The sequence below is a fragment of the Mycolicibacter acidiphilus genome, assembly GCF_018455725.1.
Lineage (GTDB): Bacteria > Actinomycetota > Actinomycetes > Mycobacteriales > Mycobacteriaceae > Mycobacterium > Mycobacterium acidiphilum.
In genome coordinates this window covers 84,709-102,153 of sequence record NZ_JAHCLR010000008.1, presented here as the reverse complement: position 1 = coordinate 102,153, position 17,445 = coordinate 84,709, and the positions used below count along the sequence as shown (strand labels likewise).

The 17,445-nt window shown below is 71.3% G+C and carries 15 protein-coding genes; 8 read left to right on the top strand and 7 right to left on the bottom strand.

Going from position 1 to position 17,445, the window contains the following annotated elements:
* Positions 1-221 precede the first annotated feature (221 nt).
* Positions 222-1,094, bottom strand: a complete 873-nt coding sequence (locus KIH27_RS06965; RefSeq protein ID WP_214092202.1) for an inositol monophosphatase family protein — start codon at positions 1,092-1,094, stop codon at positions 222-224.
* A 64-nt stretch (positions 1,095-1,158) separates the two neighbouring features.
* Positions 1,159-1,644 (bottom strand): flavin reductase family protein, encoded by a 486-nt coding sequence (locus KIH27_RS06960; RefSeq protein ID WP_214092201.1) that lies wholly within the window; start codon positions 1,642-1,644, stop codon positions 1,159-1,161.
* A 247-nt stretch (positions 1,645-1,891) separates the two neighbouring features.
* On the opposite strand from KIH27_RS06960, the gene KIH27_RS06955 reads away from it, so the two are divergent.
* Positions 1,892-3,727 carry an acyl-CoA dehydrogenase gene (locus tag KIH27_RS06955; protein WP_214092200.1) on the top strand — a complete coding sequence of 612 codons (1,836 nt, stop codon included), beginning with the start codon at positions 1,892-1,894 and terminating at the stop codon, positions 3,725-3,727.
* Between the two features lie 57 nt (positions 3,728-3,784).
* Here the strand turns inward: KIH27_RS06955 and KIH27_RS06950 are convergent, their stop codons facing one another.
* On the bottom strand, positions 3,785-4,702 hold the full coding sequence (locus KIH27_RS06950) for a TIGR03564 family F420-dependent LLM class oxidoreductase (RefSeq protein ID WP_214092199.1): 918 nt from the start codon (positions 4,700-4,702) through the stop codon (positions 3,785-3,787).
* A 200-nt stretch (positions 4,703-4,902) separates the two neighbouring features.
* On the opposite strand from KIH27_RS06950, the gene KIH27_RS06945 reads away from it, so the two are divergent.
* The gene (locus tag KIH27_RS06945) at positions 4,903-5,466 is read left to right on the top strand and encodes a hypothetical protein (RefSeq protein ID WP_214092198.1); all 564 of its coding nucleotides are present in this window, start codon (positions 4,903-4,905) and stop codon (positions 5,464-5,466) included.
* Between the two features lie 68 nt (positions 5,467-5,534).
* Here KIH27_RS06945 and KIH27_RS06940 read toward each other — a convergent pair whose 3' ends face one another.
* A complete protein-coding gene (locus KIH27_RS06940; protein ID WP_307856806.1) occupies positions 5,535-6,794 on the bottom strand; it encodes an acetyl-CoA C-acetyltransferase in 1,260 nt (419 codons plus the stop codon).
* A 266-nt stretch (positions 6,795-7,060) separates the two neighbouring features.
* Here KIH27_RS06940 and KIH27_RS06935 point away from each other — a divergent pair, with 266 nt between their 5' ends.
* Genes KIH27_RS06935 through KIH27_RS06920 form a run of 4 tightly spaced genes read left to right on the top strand, consistent with a single transcriptional unit; the run spans position 7,061 to position 10,050 of the window.
* Complete coding sequence (locus tag KIH27_RS06935) at positions 7,061-8,416, top strand: 3-oxoacyl-ACP reductase (protein WP_214092196.1); 1,356 nt, start codon at positions 7,061-7,063, stop codon at positions 8,414-8,416.
* Between the two features lie 2 nt (positions 8,417-8,418).
* Positions 8,419-9,261 (top strand): MaoC/PaaZ C-terminal domain-containing protein, encoded by an 843-nt coding sequence (locus tag KIH27_RS06930; protein ID WP_214092251.1) that lies wholly within the window; start codon positions 8,419-8,421, stop codon positions 9,259-9,261.
* A gap of 43 nt (positions 9,262-9,304) precedes the next feature.
* Positions 9,305-9,598 (top strand): hypothetical protein, encoded by a 294-nt coding sequence (locus KIH27_RS06925; protein WP_214092195.1) that lies wholly within the window; start codon positions 9,305-9,307, stop codon positions 9,596-9,598.
* Positions 9,595-10,050 (top strand): type II toxin-antitoxin system VapC family toxin, encoded by a 456-nt coding sequence (locus tag KIH27_RS06920; protein ID WP_214092194.1) that lies wholly within the window; start codon positions 9,595-9,597, stop codon positions 10,048-10,050. Before KIH27_RS06925 ends, KIH27_RS06920 begins: the two co-directional genes overlap by 4 nt.
* A 16-nt stretch (positions 10,051-10,066) precedes the next feature.
* Here KIH27_RS06920 and KIH27_RS06915 read toward each other — a convergent pair whose 3' ends face one another.
* The gene (locus KIH27_RS06915; protein ID WP_284144694.1) at positions 10,067-10,669 is read right to left on the bottom strand and encodes a TetR/AcrR family transcriptional regulator; all 603 of its coding nucleotides are present in this window, start codon (positions 10,667-10,669) and stop codon (positions 10,067-10,069) included.
* Positions 10,670-10,799: 130 nt separating this feature from the next.
* Positions 10,800-11,969, bottom strand: a complete 1,170-nt coding sequence (locus KIH27_RS06910; protein ID WP_214092193.1) for a glycoside hydrolase family 3 N-terminal domain-containing protein — start codon at positions 11,967-11,969, stop codon at positions 10,800-10,802.
* Positions 11,970-12,091: 122 nt separating this feature from the next.
* On the opposite strand from KIH27_RS06910, the gene KIH27_RS06905 reads away from it, so the two are divergent.
* The gene (locus KIH27_RS06905) at positions 12,092-12,265 is read left to right on the top strand and encodes a DUF2613 domain-containing protein (protein WP_013827163.1); all 174 of its coding nucleotides are present in this window, start codon (positions 12,092-12,094) and stop codon (positions 12,263-12,265) included.
* 55 nt (positions 12,266-12,320) lie between these two features.
* Positions 12,321-16,550: an alpha-(1->3)-arabinofuranosyltransferase gene (locus KIH27_RS06900; protein WP_214092249.1), complete on the top strand. Its 4,230-nt coding sequence runs from the start codon at positions 12,321-12,323 to the stop codon at positions 16,548-16,550.
* On the opposite strand, the gene KIH27_RS06895 is transcribed toward KIH27_RS06900, so the two are convergent.
* Entirely contained in the window at positions 16,513-17,424 is a 912-nt protein-coding gene (locus tag KIH27_RS06895) for a hypothetical protein (protein WP_214092192.1), read from the bottom strand. The two genes, KIH27_RS06900 and KIH27_RS06895, sit on opposite strands and share 38 nt — an antisense overlap.
* Between the last annotated feature and the right edge of the window lie 21 nt (positions 17,425-17,445).

Below are 17,445 nucleotides of genomic sequence, written 5' to 3'. Positions count from 1 at the left end.
ACTTTTCGACCCACACATTCTGTTACTTTGCCGTCTCTAGTTACGTTGCGATTGCCGCTGCCAGCGGCTGAAATCAGGCTCGGCGGAAGGTTCCGCAGCCTGGCGTGTTACGCGGCTCTACCTCCTGGTTCGGGACAGCCGACGCTCCGTCGACCCCACATCCGCAGGGTCCGTTATACAGTCGTTATCAAACAGAGGTCAAGGCGTGATGGGCAATCCGGCTACAGCGGGATGGCCGCCAGACCGTCGTTCTCCTGCAACAATGCGAGAAATTCATCGGCGATTCCGGGCGCCGCGGCGACGATCACCCCGCCGGCGTCGAGCGGCTGGTCCGGGTCCGGCAACAGCACCCGGGCACCCGCCTCGGCGGCGATCAACGCCCCCGCCGCGTAGTCCCACGGTTTGATGCCGTGCTCGTAGTAGACGTCGAGGCGGCCGGCGGCGACCATGCACAGATCCAGCGCGGCCGACCCGATCCGCCGTACGTCGCGCACCTTCGGCAGCACCCGGGCCAGCAGCGCCGACTGCGCGCCGCGCCGGTTCGGCGAATACCCGAATCCGGTGCCCAGCAGCGCCACCGACAGCGCGGTCACCTCGGTGCAGCGCAGCGTCGCCACGCCCTGCGGGTGGCGGACCTGCGCGCCCAGTCCGGCCGCAGCCGAGTAGACCCGGCCGGCGACGACGTCGGCGACCGCGCCGGCCACCGACGCCCCACCGACCTGCGCGGCCAGCGACACTGCGTATGCGGGCACGTCGTACATGAAGTTGACGGTGCCGTCGATCGGGTCGATCACCCAGGTCACGGCGCCCGGCTCCCCCGCACCGCTGGGGCCGCCGCCCTCCTCGCCGAGCACCGCGTCGCCCGGCCGCAGCTGCGCCAGCCGGTCGCGGATGAACCGCTCGGTCTCGGTGTCCACCACCGTGACCGGGTCGGTGGGGCTGCTCTTGGTCTGCACCGCGACGTCCGGGGACCGCGGGGCCCCCTCGGCGCCGAACACCTCGGCGCGGCGGCGGCGCACGAATTCCGCGGCCTCGACGACGAGCGTCTCGGCCAGTGCGCGCAGGTGTTCGGGGTCGGCTCCGGGGTTCACCATCACCCCATAGCAACACATTTCCGGCTCGGGTCGCATCTCCGGCGACGCCGCACCGCCCGCCCCGTTAGCCGTCGAGTCGGCGGAATCCGCTGCGGTGGAACACGATCGGCGCGATCTGCGGGTCGATCGTCAGATCGTGCACCCGCAGCACGACGATCGTGTGATCGCCGGCGGGGACCAGTTGCTCGATCACGCTCTCCAGCCAGACCGCGGTGCCCTTGATGAAGACCGCGCCGGCGCTGGTCACCGTCTCCAGCCCGGCGAACCGGTCACCGGTCTTGGCGGCCAGGGTGCGCGCCGCCACGTCGTGGGCCTCGCCGAGCACGCTGATCCCCAGTCGTGGCGCGCCGGCCAGTCGGGGCCACGTCGCCGAGGTGTTCTGCACGCAGAACGACACCAGTGGCGGATCCAGCGAGACCGGCACGAACGTGCTGGCCGCCAGCCCGACCCGGACCCCGTCGACCTCGGCCGCCACCGCCACCACCCCGGTCGGGAAGTGCCCGAACGCCTCCCGCAGCGAGGCCGGGGACAGTTTGCTCGGGGGGTTCACAGGGCGTTCACCGGGACTCGTTTCAGGTGGCGGAAATTTGCTGGATCGACCCTACCCGCCCGGGTCGGGCCCCGTGAGCTGCGACATCGCCGGACTGAGACCAACCGGTTGGTTAATTAGGTTGCTTAATGTAGCTCACACTCGCTTGCGCTGTGGTCCTCAAGGGGTATATTTCAGGACACGTTACTGGTGGGTAACTTAATCCCGAGTACCCAACCGCAGGTGGCATTCCATCAAGGAGGAAGTAGTGAGCCACTACAGGAGCAACGTCCGCGACCAGCTCTTCAACCTGTTCGAGGTATTCGGCGTAGACCGGGTATTCGGCAAGGGTGAGTACAGCGAGCTCGACGTCGACACCATCCGCGAGATGCTCGGCGAGATGGTCCGCCTGGCCGAGGGCCCGATCGCCGACTCGTTCGTCGACGGCGACCGCCACCCCGCTGAATTCCAGCCCGACACCCACACGGTGAAGCTGCCGGAGTCGTTCAAGAAGTCGGTGCGCGCCACCATCGAGGGCGGCTGGGACAAGGTCGGCATCGACGAGGCGCTCGGCGGCATGCCGATGCCGAAGTCCGTGATGTGGGCACTGCACGAGCACATCCTGGGTGCCAACCCGGCCGTGTGGATGTACGCCGGCGGCGCCGGATTCGCGAACATCTTCTACCACGTCGCCACCGAAGAGCAGAAGAAGTGGGCCATCATCGCCGCCGAGCGCGGCTGGGGCTCCACCATGGTGCTCACCGAGCCGGACGCCGGCTCGGATGTGGGCGCCGGCCGCACCAAGGCCGTGCCGCAGGCCGACGGCTCCTGGCACATCGACGGGGTGAAGCGGTTCATCACCTCCGCGGACTCCGACGACCTGTTCGAGAACATCTTCCACCTGGTGCTGGCCCGCCCCGAGGGCGGCAAGCCGGGCACCAAGGGTCTGAGCCTGTTCTTCGTGCCGAAGTTCCACTTCGACTTCGCCACCGGCGAGCTCGGTGAGCGCAACGGCGTGTTCGTCACCAACGTCGAGCACAAGATGGGCCTGAACGCCTCGGCCACCTGTGAGCTGACCTTCGGCCAGCACGGCACCCCCGCGGTGGGCTGGCTGGTCGGCGAGGTGCACAACGGCATCGCGCAGATGTTCGACGTGATCGAGCAGGCCCGGATGATGGTGGGCACCAAGGCGATCGCCACGCTGTCCACCGGCTACCTGAACGCGCTGGACTACGCCAAGGAGCGGGTGCAGGGCGCCGACCTGACCCAGATGACCGACAAGACCGCGCCGCGGGTGACGATCACCCACCACCCGGACGTGCGTCGCTCGCTGATGACCCAGAAGGCCTACGCCGAGGGGCTGCGGGCGCTGTACCTGTACACCGCGTCCTTCCAGGACGCCGCGGTGGCCAAGGAACTGCACGGTGTGGAGGCCGACCTGGCTGTCCGCATCAACGACCTGATGCTGCCGATCGTCAAGGGCGTCGGCTCCGAGCAGGCGTACGCCAAGCTCACCGAGAGCCTGCAGACGCTCGGCGGGTCGGGCTTCCTGAAGGACTACCCGATCGAGCAGTACATCCGGGACGCCAAGATCGACTCCCTCTACGAGGGCACCACCGCGATCCAGGCGCAGGACTTCTTCTTCCGGAAGATCATCCGGGACAAGGGCCAGGCGCTGGCGCACGTCGCCGGTGAGATCGAGACGTTCATCAAGAACGAGACCGGCAACGGCCGGCTGAAGGCCGAGCGGGAGCTGCTGGCGACCGCGCTGGCCGACGTGCAGGGCATGGCCGCCACGCTGACCGGCTACCTGATGGCCGCGCAGGAGGACATCTCCAGCATCTACAAGGTCGGCACCGGTTCGGTGCGCTTCCTGATGAGCGTCGGCGACCTGGTGATCGGCTGGCTGCTGGCCCGCCAGGCCGCGGTGGCGATCGAGAAGCTCGACGGCGACGTCAGCGACGCCGACAAGGCCTTCTACGAGGGCAAGGTCGCGGTCGCGTCGTTCTTCGCGAAGAACATGCTGCCGCTGCTGACCAGCACCCGCGTCGTGCTCGAGAACATCGACAACGACATCATGGAGCTCGACGAAGCGGCGTTCTGAGCCTCACCGTGACGCACAACAGCCCCCGGGTCTCCCGGGGGCTGTTCTGCATTCCGGTCAGGAGTCCAGCCGGCGCAGCAGCGCACGGGTGCGGGCACTGCCCTCGGGTGACGGGTCGAAGACGGCGCCGACGAACTCGTCGACCCCGCGCAGTGCGGCGAGGCGCTGCGCGACCTCGTCCTCGCTGCCGATGATCGCCGCGTCCTCCGGCCCGGCGTAGCCCTCCCGGTCCAGCATGGCGCGGTACGACGGCAGCTGGCCGTAGACCGCGAACTGCTTCGCCGCCGTGGCCCGTAGCGCGGCGACGTCGTCGGTGACGGCGACCGGCAGCGCCGCGACCACCCGCACCGCGTCGGCGGGCCGGCCGGCTTCTTCTGCCGCCGCGCGCAGCGTCGGCGAGACGTGTTCGGCCAGGGTCTGCGCGCCGGTCATCCAGGTGACGGTGCCGGCGGTGCGGCGTCCGGCCAGCCGCAGCAGCTGTGGACCGAGCGCCGCGAGGTAGACGTCCGGGGCCGGCGCGCCGATGTTCAGCGCCCCGCGGGTGGTCACGGTCTCCCCCACCGCGTCGGCCGGTTCACCGGCCAGCAGCGGCAGCAGCCCGTCCAGGTACTCCCGCAGCCGGCGCACCGGCTTGTCCCACGGGATGCCCCACATGCCCTCGGTGACCACCTGGTGCGTCAGGCCCAGCCCCAGCACGAAGCGGCCGCCGGAGAGCAGGCTCAGCGTCAGCGCGCGTTGCGCCAGCAGCATCGGGTGCTGGTTCTGGATCGGCAGCACCCCGGTTGCGGCCTCGATGCCGTCCACTTCGCGCAGCGCGACGGCCAGCACCGTGAGCAGGTCCGGTTCGTTGGGCAGCTGACTGAACCAGACCCGCCGGAAGCCCTCGTCGTGCAGGGCGGCGAGGTGCTCGACCGTCGCATCGACCGCTGAGCGGCCCCCGCTGCCGGACAGTGACGCCATGATGGAGATCCGCATGGCGTCCACGGTATCGCCGCCGGGGGTGTCAGGCCTCCATTCCCCGGGGGCCCGTTGCTTTGCCGAGGCCGAGTGGGACATTCACGACGTGAACCCGGCGTGTCGCGTCGTGGGATTCCCACTCGAGGCGAGCCAGGTCAGGACTCGCGTCGAGACTGGGCATACTGGGCGGTGTGAGGTCGGCGGCCGCAGTGGGGAGCATGCTATTCGGCGTTGGCGGACTGCTTCTGAACATGGGTGTGGCGGCCGCGGCTCCCATCCCGGATTTGGGCGCACTGCAACCGGTGAACCCGGATCAATTCGCCACGTACAGCACGTACGGTGCCGGTGGCTGGCAGTTCGTCACACCGAACGGGGTGCGCTGCCGCATCATGACGATGACCCGCTGGGGCAGCCCGCCCGAGGCCACCTGCTGGGGTGCGGACCTGCCCGGGACCGGCGCCGGCAGCGACGTGAACTACGGCAGCGCCAAGGGCGCCTACGGCTCCGACGCCCCACAGGCAGTCCTCGGACACGCAGACCTGGAGAAATTCGAAACCTACCGCAGCTACGAACACCGCAGCACCGTGGAGGTCGACCGCGTCGACCCCGCCTCCTACAACCTGCTGGCGGCCGGTTCGAAGATCACGTTGGACGGCACGCGCGCGACCGTGACCTGCGGAGCGCCGACTGACGACAGCGTGGCCTGCATCCTGAACAACACCGGCGAGCAGACCCCGAGCACCGGGTTCGTCCTGTCACCACAGGGCAGCCGGTCCTTCTGACCCGACCTGATGCCGTACGGCAGGCCCGCCGCCGGATCCCTCCGGCGACAGGCCCCTCCAGGTGCGGGTCAGGCCTCCAGAATGGCGGCGACGCCCTGCCCGCCGGCCGCGCAGATCGAGATCAGCGCGCGCAGCGGCTTCTTGGCGCCCTTCTGAGCGGCCTTCGCCTCCGCCAACTGCTTGGCGGCCTGCGCGACGATCCGCCCGCCGGTGGCCGCGAACGGGTGTCCGGCGGCCAGCGACGAGCCGTTGACGTTGAGCTTGGAGCGGTCGATGGCACCCAGCGCCTTGTCCAGGCCGAGCCGGGACTTGCAGTACTCCTCGGACTCCCAGGCGGCCAGGTGGCACAGCACGGTCGAGGCGAACGCCTCGTGGATCTCGTAGAAGTCGAAGTCCTGCAGGGCCAGGCCGTTGCGGGCCAGCAGCCGGGGCACCGCGTACGTCGGCGCCATCAGCAGCCCCTCGTGGCCGGTCACGTAGTCGACCGCGGCGGTCTCGGCGTCGACGAAGTATGCCAGCGGGGTCAGCTTGTGCGCAGCGGCCCACTCCTCGCTGGCCAGCAGCGCCACCGAGGCGCCGTCGGTGAGCGGGGTGGAGTTGCCGGCGGTCATGGTGGCGTCGCCGGCCTTCACGCCGAACACCGGCTTGAGGGTGGCCAGCTTCTCCACCGTCGAGCCGGGCCGCAGGTTGTTGTCGCGGTACAGGCCCAGGAACGGGGTGACCAGGTCGTCGAAGAAGCCCCGGTCGTAGGCGGCGGCCATCTTCTGGTGACTGGCGGCGGCCAGTTCGTCCTGTTCGGTGCGCTTGATGCCCCACTTCTTGCTGGTGATCGCCTGGTGATCACCCATCGACATCCCGGTGCGGGCCTCCTTGTTGGCCGGGATCTCCACCCCGAGCGCTGCGGGCAGCTTGCCGGCCAGCTTGAGCCGCTCCAGGTTGGACTTGGACCGGCGCAGCGCCAGCAGCGTGCGGCGCAGCTGGTCGCCGACCTCCAGCGGGGCATCGGAGGTGGTGTCCACCCCGCCCGCCGCCGCGACCTCGTAGCGGCCGGCAGCGATCCCGTCGGCGGCGGCGATCGCGGCTTGCAGGCCGGTGCCGCAGGCCTGCTGCATGTCGAACGCCGGGGTGTGCGGCGACAGCGCCGAGCCCAGCACGCACTCGCGCATCAGGTTGAAGTCCCGGCTGTGCTTGAGCACCGCGCCGCCGATCACCGCGCCGAGCGTCTCGCCGGCCAGGCCGAACCGGTCCACCAGGCCGTCCAGGGCCGCGGTGAACATGTCCTGGTTGGACGCGTTGGCGTAGGCGCCGTCGGAGCGGGCGAACGGGATCCGGTTGCCCCCGAGGACCGCGACGCGACGCCGGGTCGCGGCCGGCGTTACCGGGTCCGCCTTGGGGGCGGCCTTCGGGGCGGCCTTGGCGGTCTTGGCGGGCTTAGCAGCGGATTCAGGTGCCACGATCTCTCCGTTGTGTGATGGGCGCCCCGGGTTGCGCGGGCGCGGTCGGGGTCATACTACCCAGTATTCTTACTCTGGAGTAAGTTCGTTGTCGACACCGCCGCCTGCACCAGGCGCGCTCCCACACGGAAGGCGACCCAGTGGCCCCCACAGACCTGTTGAACCAGATCCTCAACTCCGCGCCCGGCTCGTTCCTGGCCAAGCAGCTCGGCGTTCCGCAGGCCGAGACGCTGCGCCGTTTCAAGGCCGGCGATCCGGCGCTGGCCGGCCCGCTGCTGATCGGTGGCGAGGGCAGGGTGGCCGAGCCGCTGCGGGCGGCGCTGGCCGACGACTACGACATCGTCGGCGACAACCTGGGCGGGAAGTGGGCCGATAAGTTCGGCGGCCTGGTCTTCGACGCCACCGGCATCACCTCGCCGGCCGGGCTGACCGCGTTGCACGAGTTCTTCACCCCGCTGATGCGCAACATCGGCCCCTGCGGGCGCCTGGTCGTCGTCGGCACCACCCCGGACGAGACCGGCAGCGTCGACGAGCGGATCGCGCAGCGCGCCCTGGAGGGCTTCACCCGCTCGGTCGGCAAGGAACTGCAGCGCGGTGCCACCGTTCAGCTGGTGTACCTGTCGCCGAAGGCCAAGGCCGGCGCCACCGGGCTGGAGTCGACCATGCGGTTCATCCTGTCGGCCCGCTCGGCCTACGTCGACGGGCAGGTGTTCTACGTCGGCGCCGACGACGCCACCGCACCGGCCAGCTGGGACCGCCCGCTGGAGGGCAAGGTCGCGATCATCACCGGCGCCGCCCGCGGCATCGGCGCCACCATCGCCGAGGTGTTCGCCCGCGACGGCGCGAAGGTCGTCGCGATCGACGTGCCGCAGGCCGCCGAACACCTCACCGAGACCGCGTCACGGGTCGGCGGCACCGCGCTGACGCTGGATGTGACCGCTGACGACGCCGTCGACAAGATCACCGAGCACCTCAAGGCCCACCACGACGGCCACGCCGACATCCTGGTCAACAACGCCGGCATCACCCGCGACAAGCTGCTGGCCAACATGGACGACACAAGGTGGAACTCGGTGCTGGCAGTGAACCTGCTTGCGCCGCAGCGGCTTTCCGAGGGCCTGGTGGGCAACGGCAGCATCGGCGAGGGCGGCCGGATCATCGGCCTGTCGTCGATGGCCGGGATCGCCGGCAACCGCGGCCAGACCAACTACGCCGCCACCAAGGCCGGCATGATCGGGCTGACCGACGCGCTGGCACCGGTGCTGGCAGCCAAGGGCATCACGATCAACGCGGTGGCGCCCGGCTTCATCGAGACCGCGATGACCGCGGCGATCCCACTGGCCACCCGGGAGGTGGGCCGTCGGCTCAACTCGCTGTTCCAGGGTGGGGAGCCCGAGGACGTCGCCGAGCTGATCGGCTACTTCGCCAGCCCCGCGTCGAACGCGGTCACCGGCAACACCGTGCGGGTCTGCGGCCAGGCGATGCTGGGGGCATGACCGTGAGCCAGCCCAGTGGCGCCAAGAACATGCTGCGCGCGGTGGCCGGGGCGCTGCCGTTCATCCCGCGCGCCGGCACCCTGTCGAACCGCACCGTGCGCGTCGCCGATCTTCCGATCGACGCCGCGCACGTCGCGGAGTACGCCGCGGCGACTGGACTGCGCTTCGGCGACTCGGTGCCGCTGACGTACCCGTTCGCGCTGACGTTCCCGACGGTGATGTCGCTGGTGACCGACTTCGACTTCCCGTTCGCCGCAATGGGTTCGGTGCACATCGAGAACCGGATCACCCGGCACCGGCAGATCTCGGTAACCGACGTCGTCGACGTGGCCGTGCACGCCGAGAACCTGCGCGAGCACCGCAAGGGCCTGCTGGTCGACATCATCACCGACATCCACGTCGGCAATGACCTGGCCTGGCATCAGGTGACGACGTTCCTGCACCAGCAGCGCACCAGCCTCTCCGGGGAGCCGAAGGCGCCGCCGGCCAAGCAGCCCAAGCTGGGGCCACCCCAGGCGGTGCTGCGGGTAACGCCGGGCCAGATCAAGCGGTACGCCTCGGCCGGTGGCGACCACAACCCGATCCACACCAGCAGCGTCGGTGCCAAGTTGTTCGGCTTCCCGACCGTGATCGCGCACGGGATGTACTCCGCCGCAACGGTGCTGGCCAACATCGAGGGGACGCTGCCCGACGCGGTGGACTACACGGTGCGGTTCGGCAAGCCGATGCTGCTGCCGGCCAGCCCGGGGTTGTACGTCGAGCATGTCGAGGGCGGTTGGGATCTGGCGCTGCGCAACGTCGCCAAGGGGTATCCGTACCTGACCGGGAGCGTGCGGGCGCTGTAGCGGGACGGCCACCTCGCCGCCGCATGACTGCTAGCATGCAGGCATGACTCAGGTGACGTGGCGAGCGCCTGACGAGCTGGTGGAACAGGTCCGCCGGGTCGCATCGCAGCATGGTTGCAGCCTCAACGAGTACCTCAGCCGGCTGGCGCGGGCCGCGACCGACCCCGGGCTCGAGGGCGACGACGTCGACCGGCTTCGCCAGCGCCTCGCACTGGCGGGATTGCTGGCCGACGCCGGGCCGCGGCGCGTCCGCCCGGACCGTGCCGCCGTCGCCGACGCCCGCAAGCTCGCCGGCGGCGGCACCCCGCTGTCCAGTCTGATCACGCGCGATCGATGAGCATCGGCGTCTTCGCCGACTCCTCCGCGCTGGTCAAGCTGTACGCCGATGAGCCCGATCATGCCGACGTGCGAGAACTCCCGCACCTGGTCGTCAGTCAATTAGCCCGGGTCGAGGTTCCGGCGGCGCTCTGGCGCAAGCACCGCATGGGGGAGATTCCCACGGCCGCCACCGCCGTCCTCGTCGCCGACTTCGAAGCGGATTACTTCGGCGATGCCGACCAGCCGCCGCGTTTCTCGGTGGTCGCGATCACGCCGACGATCATCGACACGGCTGCCCGGCTGGTGGGCATCCACGGCCTGCGCGCCTACGACGCGGTCCAACTCGCCAGCGCCCTGGCGGTCGTGGACGCGGTACCCGAAGGCATCGAGTTCCTGGCCTACGACGGCGCGCTCACCGCGGCCGCAGCGTCCGAAGGGTTGCGACCCCCTGCCCTACGCCACCCCCGGTGACGGTGTGCGCTCGCGGTCAGCCGATGACGGCGTCGGAGGAGTCGGACGCGTCGGAGGGCTCGATCTCGTCCCGCCGGCCGGGCGCGCCCTTGAGGCCGCTCCAGAACAGGTCGATCATCAGTTCACCGGCCTCGTCGACGTCGGTGTCGCCGGTGCTGACCCGGCTGGCGATCGCCTCACCGGCGCCGACCAGCGCGACGGCCATCAGGTCGAAGTCGACGCTGGGTTCGGGGTTGCGGGTGCCGACCCGCAGCAGTCGGCCGACCAGTTCGATGAGCCGCTCGCGGCCCTCGCGCACGGTGTGGGCGAACGCCTGCGAGCTGGTGGCCTGGGTGTACATCACGATCCAGGACGCCCGGTTGGCGTCGATGTAGCGCAGGAATGACCGGATCGTGTTGCTCAGCAGCTCTTTCGGGCTCTGCTGGAAGTCGATGCCGGCGCGCACGGTCTCGAAGAAACGCCGCAGTTCGCGGTCCAGGCAGGCGCCGAACAGTTCTTCCTTGGAGCCGTAGTAGAGGTACAGCATCGGCTTGGAGATCTGCGCCGCCGCCGCGATCGAGTCCATCGACGTCTCGTGGTAGCCGTTCATCGAGAACATCTGGACCGCGGCGTCGAGCATCTGCTGCTCGCGGACGGCCCGGGGTAACCGCTTACTGCCAGCTGCCCGACCTGCCACCATTGCCTCCGGGATCCGTTGCGCGCCACCCTGCGCAGCAAGCTTACCCAAGAGTAACCTGGGCGCCGCGCGATCAGGCGTGGCAGTGCGTGCCGGGCTTCTTCACCGCCGCCACCCGGGCCAGCGACGCCTCGACCGCATCCGTCCGCAGGTCGCCGGCGGCGACGGCCTGCTCCAGCCGGTCCAGCACCGCGGGCACCTCGTCGGTGGTGACCCACAGGGCGATGTCGACACCGGCCTGCAGACTGCGCAGCACCGCCTCGGCCACCCCGTAGTGGTCGCTGATCGCGGCCATCGACGACAGGTCGTCGCTGAACACCGGCCCGTCGAACGCCGGACCGTGATAGTCGGTGCCGGTCCGCAGCAGATTCACCGCGGCCGGGCTCAGGCTGGCCGGATCCTCGGTCAGGCCGGGCACCTCCAGGTGGCCCATCATCACCGCGACCGGCGCCTGGGTGACCAGCGTGCGGTACGGCACCAGGTCGCTGTCCTGCAACTGCGCCAGCGGCGGGGTGACCACCGCGCCGGCGGTGTGCGAATCGCCGGAGCCGTGGCCGTGCCCGGGGAAGTGCTTGAGCACCGGCAGCAGCCCGGCGTCGCGCAGCCCCTGCGCGTAGGCGCCGGCGTACTCGGTGACCTTGGCGGGGTCGGAGCCGAACGAGCGGTCACCGATCACGGTGTCGTCGTCGGTGCCGGGCTCCACCACGTCGACGACCGGCGCGAAGTCGACGGTGATCCCGAGTTCGGCCATCTTGCGGCCCCGTTCGGCCGCCAGCTTTCGCACCTGCTCGACGGTCTCGGTGCGGGCCAGTTCCTTGGCCGACGGCGCCGTCCCGATCAGCTTCGACAGCCGGGCCACCCGGCCGCCCTCCTCGTCGACGCTGACCCCCAGCGGCAACGCCGCCGGGATCTCGGTGATCTGCTTCAGCGAACCGTCGGTGAGCAGCGCCAGATCGGTCCAGCTGCCGATGAAGATCCCGCCCACGTGGTGGTCGGTCACCACCGCGCGGGCGTCGTCGGCGTCGCGCACCCCGACCATCACCAGCTGCGCCAGCTTGTCCCGGAGGGACAGCCCCGACAGTGCCGCGCAGGTCGGGTCGCCGGGTGCGGCGCTCGCCGTCGTGTTCTCGATCGGGGCCGCCGCGGGGTGCTCGGTCCGGTGCGAGCACGCCGTCACCAGCATCGGCAGCGCCACGGCGGCCGTCAGCAGCCCGCGCAATTGTCGGGTCGTCGATCCAGGCATCGGACCATGCTGTCACGGCCGGATCCGGCGGCCCGGCAGGCCCCGCGTGCTAGTTTGGCGGGCGGGGTCACGGGGGTAGTCGCCCTGAAGATCATGTCGCGAAGTGCAGAAGGAGCCTGACCATGCCTCGGTTCGTGGTGCCGGCAGCCATCAGCATCGTCGTCGGCGTACTGCTGGGGGCCGCGGCGGTCTTCGGCGTCACGCTGATGGTGCAGCAGGACACCAAGCCGCAGATCGCGGGCGGCGACCCGCAGTCCTCGGTGCTGAACCGGGTGGAATACGGCAACCGCGGCTGACCTGCGCACCGAGGCAGCCTCCGACTGTCCGTCGCCGGTGTCGCGGGCGGCGGGTCTGTCCCGACGCTGGCTGGCGCTGGTCGGCGCGGTCGCGTTGCTGTGCAGCTTCGCGCAATCCCCGGGCCGGATCTCCCCGGACACCAAACTCGACCTGACCGCGGCCCCGCTGCGGTTCCTGGCCCGCGCCGCCAATCTGTGGAGCAGTGAGCTGCCGTTCGGGCAGGTGCAGAACCAGGCGTACGGCTATCTGTTTCCGCACGGTGCGTTCTTCGTCGCCGGTGACCTGGCCGGGCTGCCCGGCTGGGTGACCCAGCGGCTGTGGTGGGCACTGCTGCTGACGGTCGGATTCTGGGGCCTGCTGCGGGTCGCCGAGGCGCTTGGCATCGGCACCGGGCCGTCCCGGCTGATCGGCGCCGCGGCGTTCGCGCTGTCGCCCCGGGCGCTGACCACGATCGGCTCGATCTCGTCGGAGACGCTGCCGATGATGCTGGCGCCCTGGGTGCTGCTGCCGGTAATCCGGGCGCTGGGTCCGAACCCGGGCCGCTCGGTGCGGATGCTGGCCGGGCAGGCCGGGGTGGCGGTGGCGCTGATGGGCGCCGTCAACGCGGTCGCGACCCTGGCCGGCACCCTGCCGGCGATCATCTGGTGGCTGTGCCACCGGCCGGGCCGGCGGTGGTGGCGGTTCACCGGGTGGTGGCTGCTGGCACTGGCGCTGGCGGTGACGTGGTGGCTGGTGGCGCTGCTGCTGCTGGGCCGGGTCAGCCCGCCGTTCCTGGACTTCATCGAATCGTCCGGGGTGACGACGAAGTGGACGTCGCTGGTGGAGATGCTGCGCGGCACCCACAGCTGGACGCCGTTCGTGGCGCCGGACGCCACCGCCGGGGCGCCGCTGGTCACCCGGCCGGTACTGATCCTGGGCACCTGCCTGGTGGCGGCGGCCGGACTGGCGGGCCTGACGGGCCTGCTGCGCCGCCGGGTGCCCGGCGCCGGGCGGCTGACGACGATGCTGCTGATCGGGGTGGTGCTGCTGGGGATCGGCTACTCCGGCGGGCTGGGTTCGCCGCTGGCGCATCCGGTGCAGTTACTGCTCGACGGGGCCGGGGCGCCGCTGCGCAACGTGCACAAACTGGATTCGGTGCTGCGGATACCGCTGTCACTGGGCCTGGCGGCCCTGCTGGGCCGGGTGCCGCTGCCGGGCAGCGTCGCCGCACCGGTGTGGCGGCGCGCGTTCACCCACCCCGAACACCACAAGTCCGCCGCCGTCGGCCTGGTGGTCCTGACCGCGCTGCTGGTCGGCACCTCTCCGGCCTGGACCGGCCAGCTCACCCCACCCGGCACGTTCGCGGCGATACCGCAGTACTGGCGCGATACCGCCGACTGGCTGGTCACGCACAACGCCGGCAGTCCGGCGCCGGGCCGGGTGCTGGTGGCGCCCGGGGCGCCGTTCGCCACCCAGACCTGGGGCACCAGTCACGACGAGCCGCTGCAGGTGCTGGACGTCGGCCCGTGGGGGGTGCGCGACTCCATCCCGCTGACCCCGCCGCAGACGATCCGGGCACTGGATTCGGTGCAGCGACTGTTCGCCGCCGGGCAGCCCTCCCCCGGCCTGGCCGACACGCTGGCCCGGCAGGGCATCTCCTACCTGGTGCTGCGCAACGACCTGGACCCGGACACCTCCCGGTCGGCCCGGCCGCTGCTGGTGCACCGGACGGTCGACTTCTTCCCGGGGCTGGAGCGGGTGGCGGAGTTCGGCGACCCGGTCGGGGCGGGGACGGTCCCAGGGTTCGTCTCCGACAGCGGACTGCGGCCGCGCTATCCGGCGGTGGAGATCTACCGGGTGCACACCGGCGACCCGGCGTTCAACCCGGGTGCGCCGTACCTGGCCGACGCCGATCGGTTGCCGCGGGTCGACGGTGCCCCCGAGGTGCTGCTGCGGCTAGACGAGCACCGCCGACTGCGCGGCGAGCCGGCGCTGGGGCCGGTGCTGCTGACCGCCGACGCCCGCCGGGCCGGCCTGGACACCCCGGCCGTCACCGTCACCGACACCCCGTTGGCCCGGGAGACCGACTACGGCCGGGTCGACGACCACTCCTCGACGGTCCGCGCCGCCGACGACCCCCGGCACACCCGCAGTCGGGTGCCCGACTACCCCAGCCCCGGCGCCGCGACCGTCTTCGGCGGCTGGATCGGCGGCCGGCTGACGACGTCGAGTTCATCGGCCGACGCCACCACGCTGCCCGACGTGGCGCCGTCGACGTCCGCAGCCGCCGCGGTCGACGGCGACTCGGGCACCGCGTGGGTGTCCAACGCACTGCAGTCCGCGGTCGGCCAGTGGCTGCAGGTGGACTTCGACCATCCGCTGACCAACGGCACCATCACCGTCACACCCAGCGCCACCGCCGTCGGCGCCCAGGTCCGCCGGATGCAGGTCTCGACCGTCAACGGCACCACCACACTGCGTTTCGACCACGCCGGTGAACCGCTGACCACCGCGCTGCCCTATGGGGAGACGCCATGGGTGCGGATCACCGCCACCGGCACCGACGACGGCTCGGCCGGGGTGCAGTTCGGCATCACCGACCTGTCGGTCACCCAGTACGACGCGTCCGGCTACGCGCACCCCATCGACCTGCGGCACACCGCGCTGGTGCCGGCGCCGCCGCCGGGGGCGCAGGTGCTGCGCTGGGACCTGGGTGCGGGCCTGCCCGGCCGGGCCGGGTGCGCGACCGCCGGTGACGCAGTGCGCTGCGCGGCGTCGATGATGCTCGAACCCGAGGAGCCGGTGATGTTCAGCCGCACCCTCAACGTGCCGCGGCCGATGCCGGTGACGCCGACGGTGTGGGTGCGCCCCCGGCAGGGACCGGCGCTGGCCGACCTGATCGCCGAACCGGGTGCGCTGCGCGCCGCAGGCGACGCCGACCTGCTCGACGTGCAGGGTTCGGCGTACGCCGCCGCCGACGGCGACCCGGCGACCGCGTGGACCGCCCCGCAGCGCACCGTAGCGCACCGCTCCGCACCGACGCTGACCTTGAAGCTGCCGCGGCCGGCGCAGGTGGCGGGTGTGCGGCTCACCGCCGGGCGGTCCCCGGTGCCGGTCCGGCCGATCCTGGTCGCCGTCGACCTCGGGTCCGGTCCGCAGGTGCGTGAGCTCACCGGATCCGGTGCCGCCCCGCAGACCCTGCGGCTGCGGCCGCACCGCACCGACACCGTCAAGATCAGCCTGCTGAACTGGGAGGACGTGATCGACCGCACCGCGCTCGGCTTCGATCAGCTCAAGCCGCCGGGCCTGGCGGAGGTCGCGGTGCTCGGCACCGACGGGCGGCCCGTCGCACCCGCCGACGCCGTCCGCAACCGGGCCCGCACGGTCACCGTCGACTGCGCGCACGGTCCGGTCGCGGCCATCGCCGGCCGGTTCGTGCACACCTCGATCAGGACCACCGTCGGCGCACTGCTCGACGGCGAACCGGTTGCGGCGCAGCCCTGCGACCGGCAACCGATCGCGCTGCCGCCGGGGGAACAGGAACTGCTGATCAGCGCCGGCCCGGCGTTCGTCGTCGACAGCGCCCAGCTGTCCGGGCCGTCGGCGGCCGCCGGGGACGCGCGCGCCGCCGGCACCGCACCCGCGCACACCGGCGCGTGGGGCCCGGCCCGGCGCGAGGTGACGGTGGACGCCGCACCGGCCGATCGGGTGCTGGTGGTGCCGGAGAGCGTCAACCCCGGCTGGCAGGCGCACACCCCCGACGGCGCCGCACTGGCGCCGGTCGTCGTCAACGGCTGGCAGCAGGGCTGGGTGGTGCCCGCCGACGCCGCCGGCACGATCACGCTGACGTTCGCGCCGAACCGGCTGTACCGGGCCGGGCTGGCCGGCGGACTGGCGCTGCTGCCGCTGCTGGCGGTGCTGGCCTGGTGGCCGGGACGCCGGCCCCGGCGCGACGAGTCGGCCCCGGCGCAGCCGTGGCGCCCGGGCCGCCGCACGGCCGTGGGCCTCGGACTGGGGGTCGGTGCGCTGCTCGCCGGTGCGGCGGGCGTGGCCGTGTTCGGCGCGGTCCTGCTGACGCTCCACGCGCTGCGGCGGCGGCCTGGCAGTTACGACGCGGCCCGGCTCGGGTTGAGCGCCGGTGGGCTGATCGCCGCCGGTGGCCTGCTGTCCCGGCATCCATGGCGGTCGGTGGACGGCTACCTGGGCCAGTCCGCGGGTGTGCAGGTGCTGGCGCTGGTCTCGGTGGCGGCGGTGGTCGCAAGCGCGGTTACGGCGCCGCCTCCAGCTTCTGAATCTGCTCGTTGAACAGCTTCGCCAGCTCCTCGGCGGTGGCGGAGTCGACGTCGTCCTTGCCGGTGCCGCGCTGGATCAGGCTGTTGCTGACCGTGACCAGCACACCGCGGTAGTAGCCGGCGACCGTCGCCGACGTCATCGACACCGGCGCCAGCATGCGATGTTTCGGGGAACTCGACATCACGGCCCCGACCGCCCACGGCGGCACCCCGGCGATGTCCAGCGGCTTCAACTGGAGTTCGGTGGTGAGGGCGTGGCCCGCCAACTCGATGCTCTGGGTGTAGGACTGGCATTTCTGCAGGTAGCCCTTCAGGTCCCGCCGCTCCGGGGTGATCATCAACCCCACCCGCAGCGATCCCACCCCGGCGGACTGTCGTCGGGTCAGCGTCGCCGCCCCGGTCTGGGTGGCGCCCTTGGTGCCGAAGATGCTGCCGCACTCCGGCGGATCGAAGGTGATGCCGGGCACCTCCGGCTCACGGCTCGTGGAGTTGTTGACCCCACTGATCCACTTGGCCTTGCCTTCCGACGAGTCCGGGAACGCCGACCGATCCAGCAGCATCTCCGAGGTCAGGGTCGTGATGGCGCGTTTACGGGAGTGCAGGTCGGCGATCCGGGCGTTGTAGGACACCAGGAAACCGCCGCCGACGGCGATGGCGATCACGACGGCGACCGCGGCCAGTGAGATCCACAGCGCCTTCCGCGATTTTGCCGGCGGCGCCGGCCACGGTTCCCCGTACACCGGGTATTCCAGCGGCGGGGCTCCGTCGTCGACCCACAGCTGCCACCCGTCGGGCGGCGGCGGCCACGCCGGGTCCGGGCTCCAACCCGCGTCGGGAACCCAGCCTGGTGGCACCGGCGGCCAGTTGGGCGGGGGGTTGAAACGCATCCGGTGACTCCCGTGTCGACG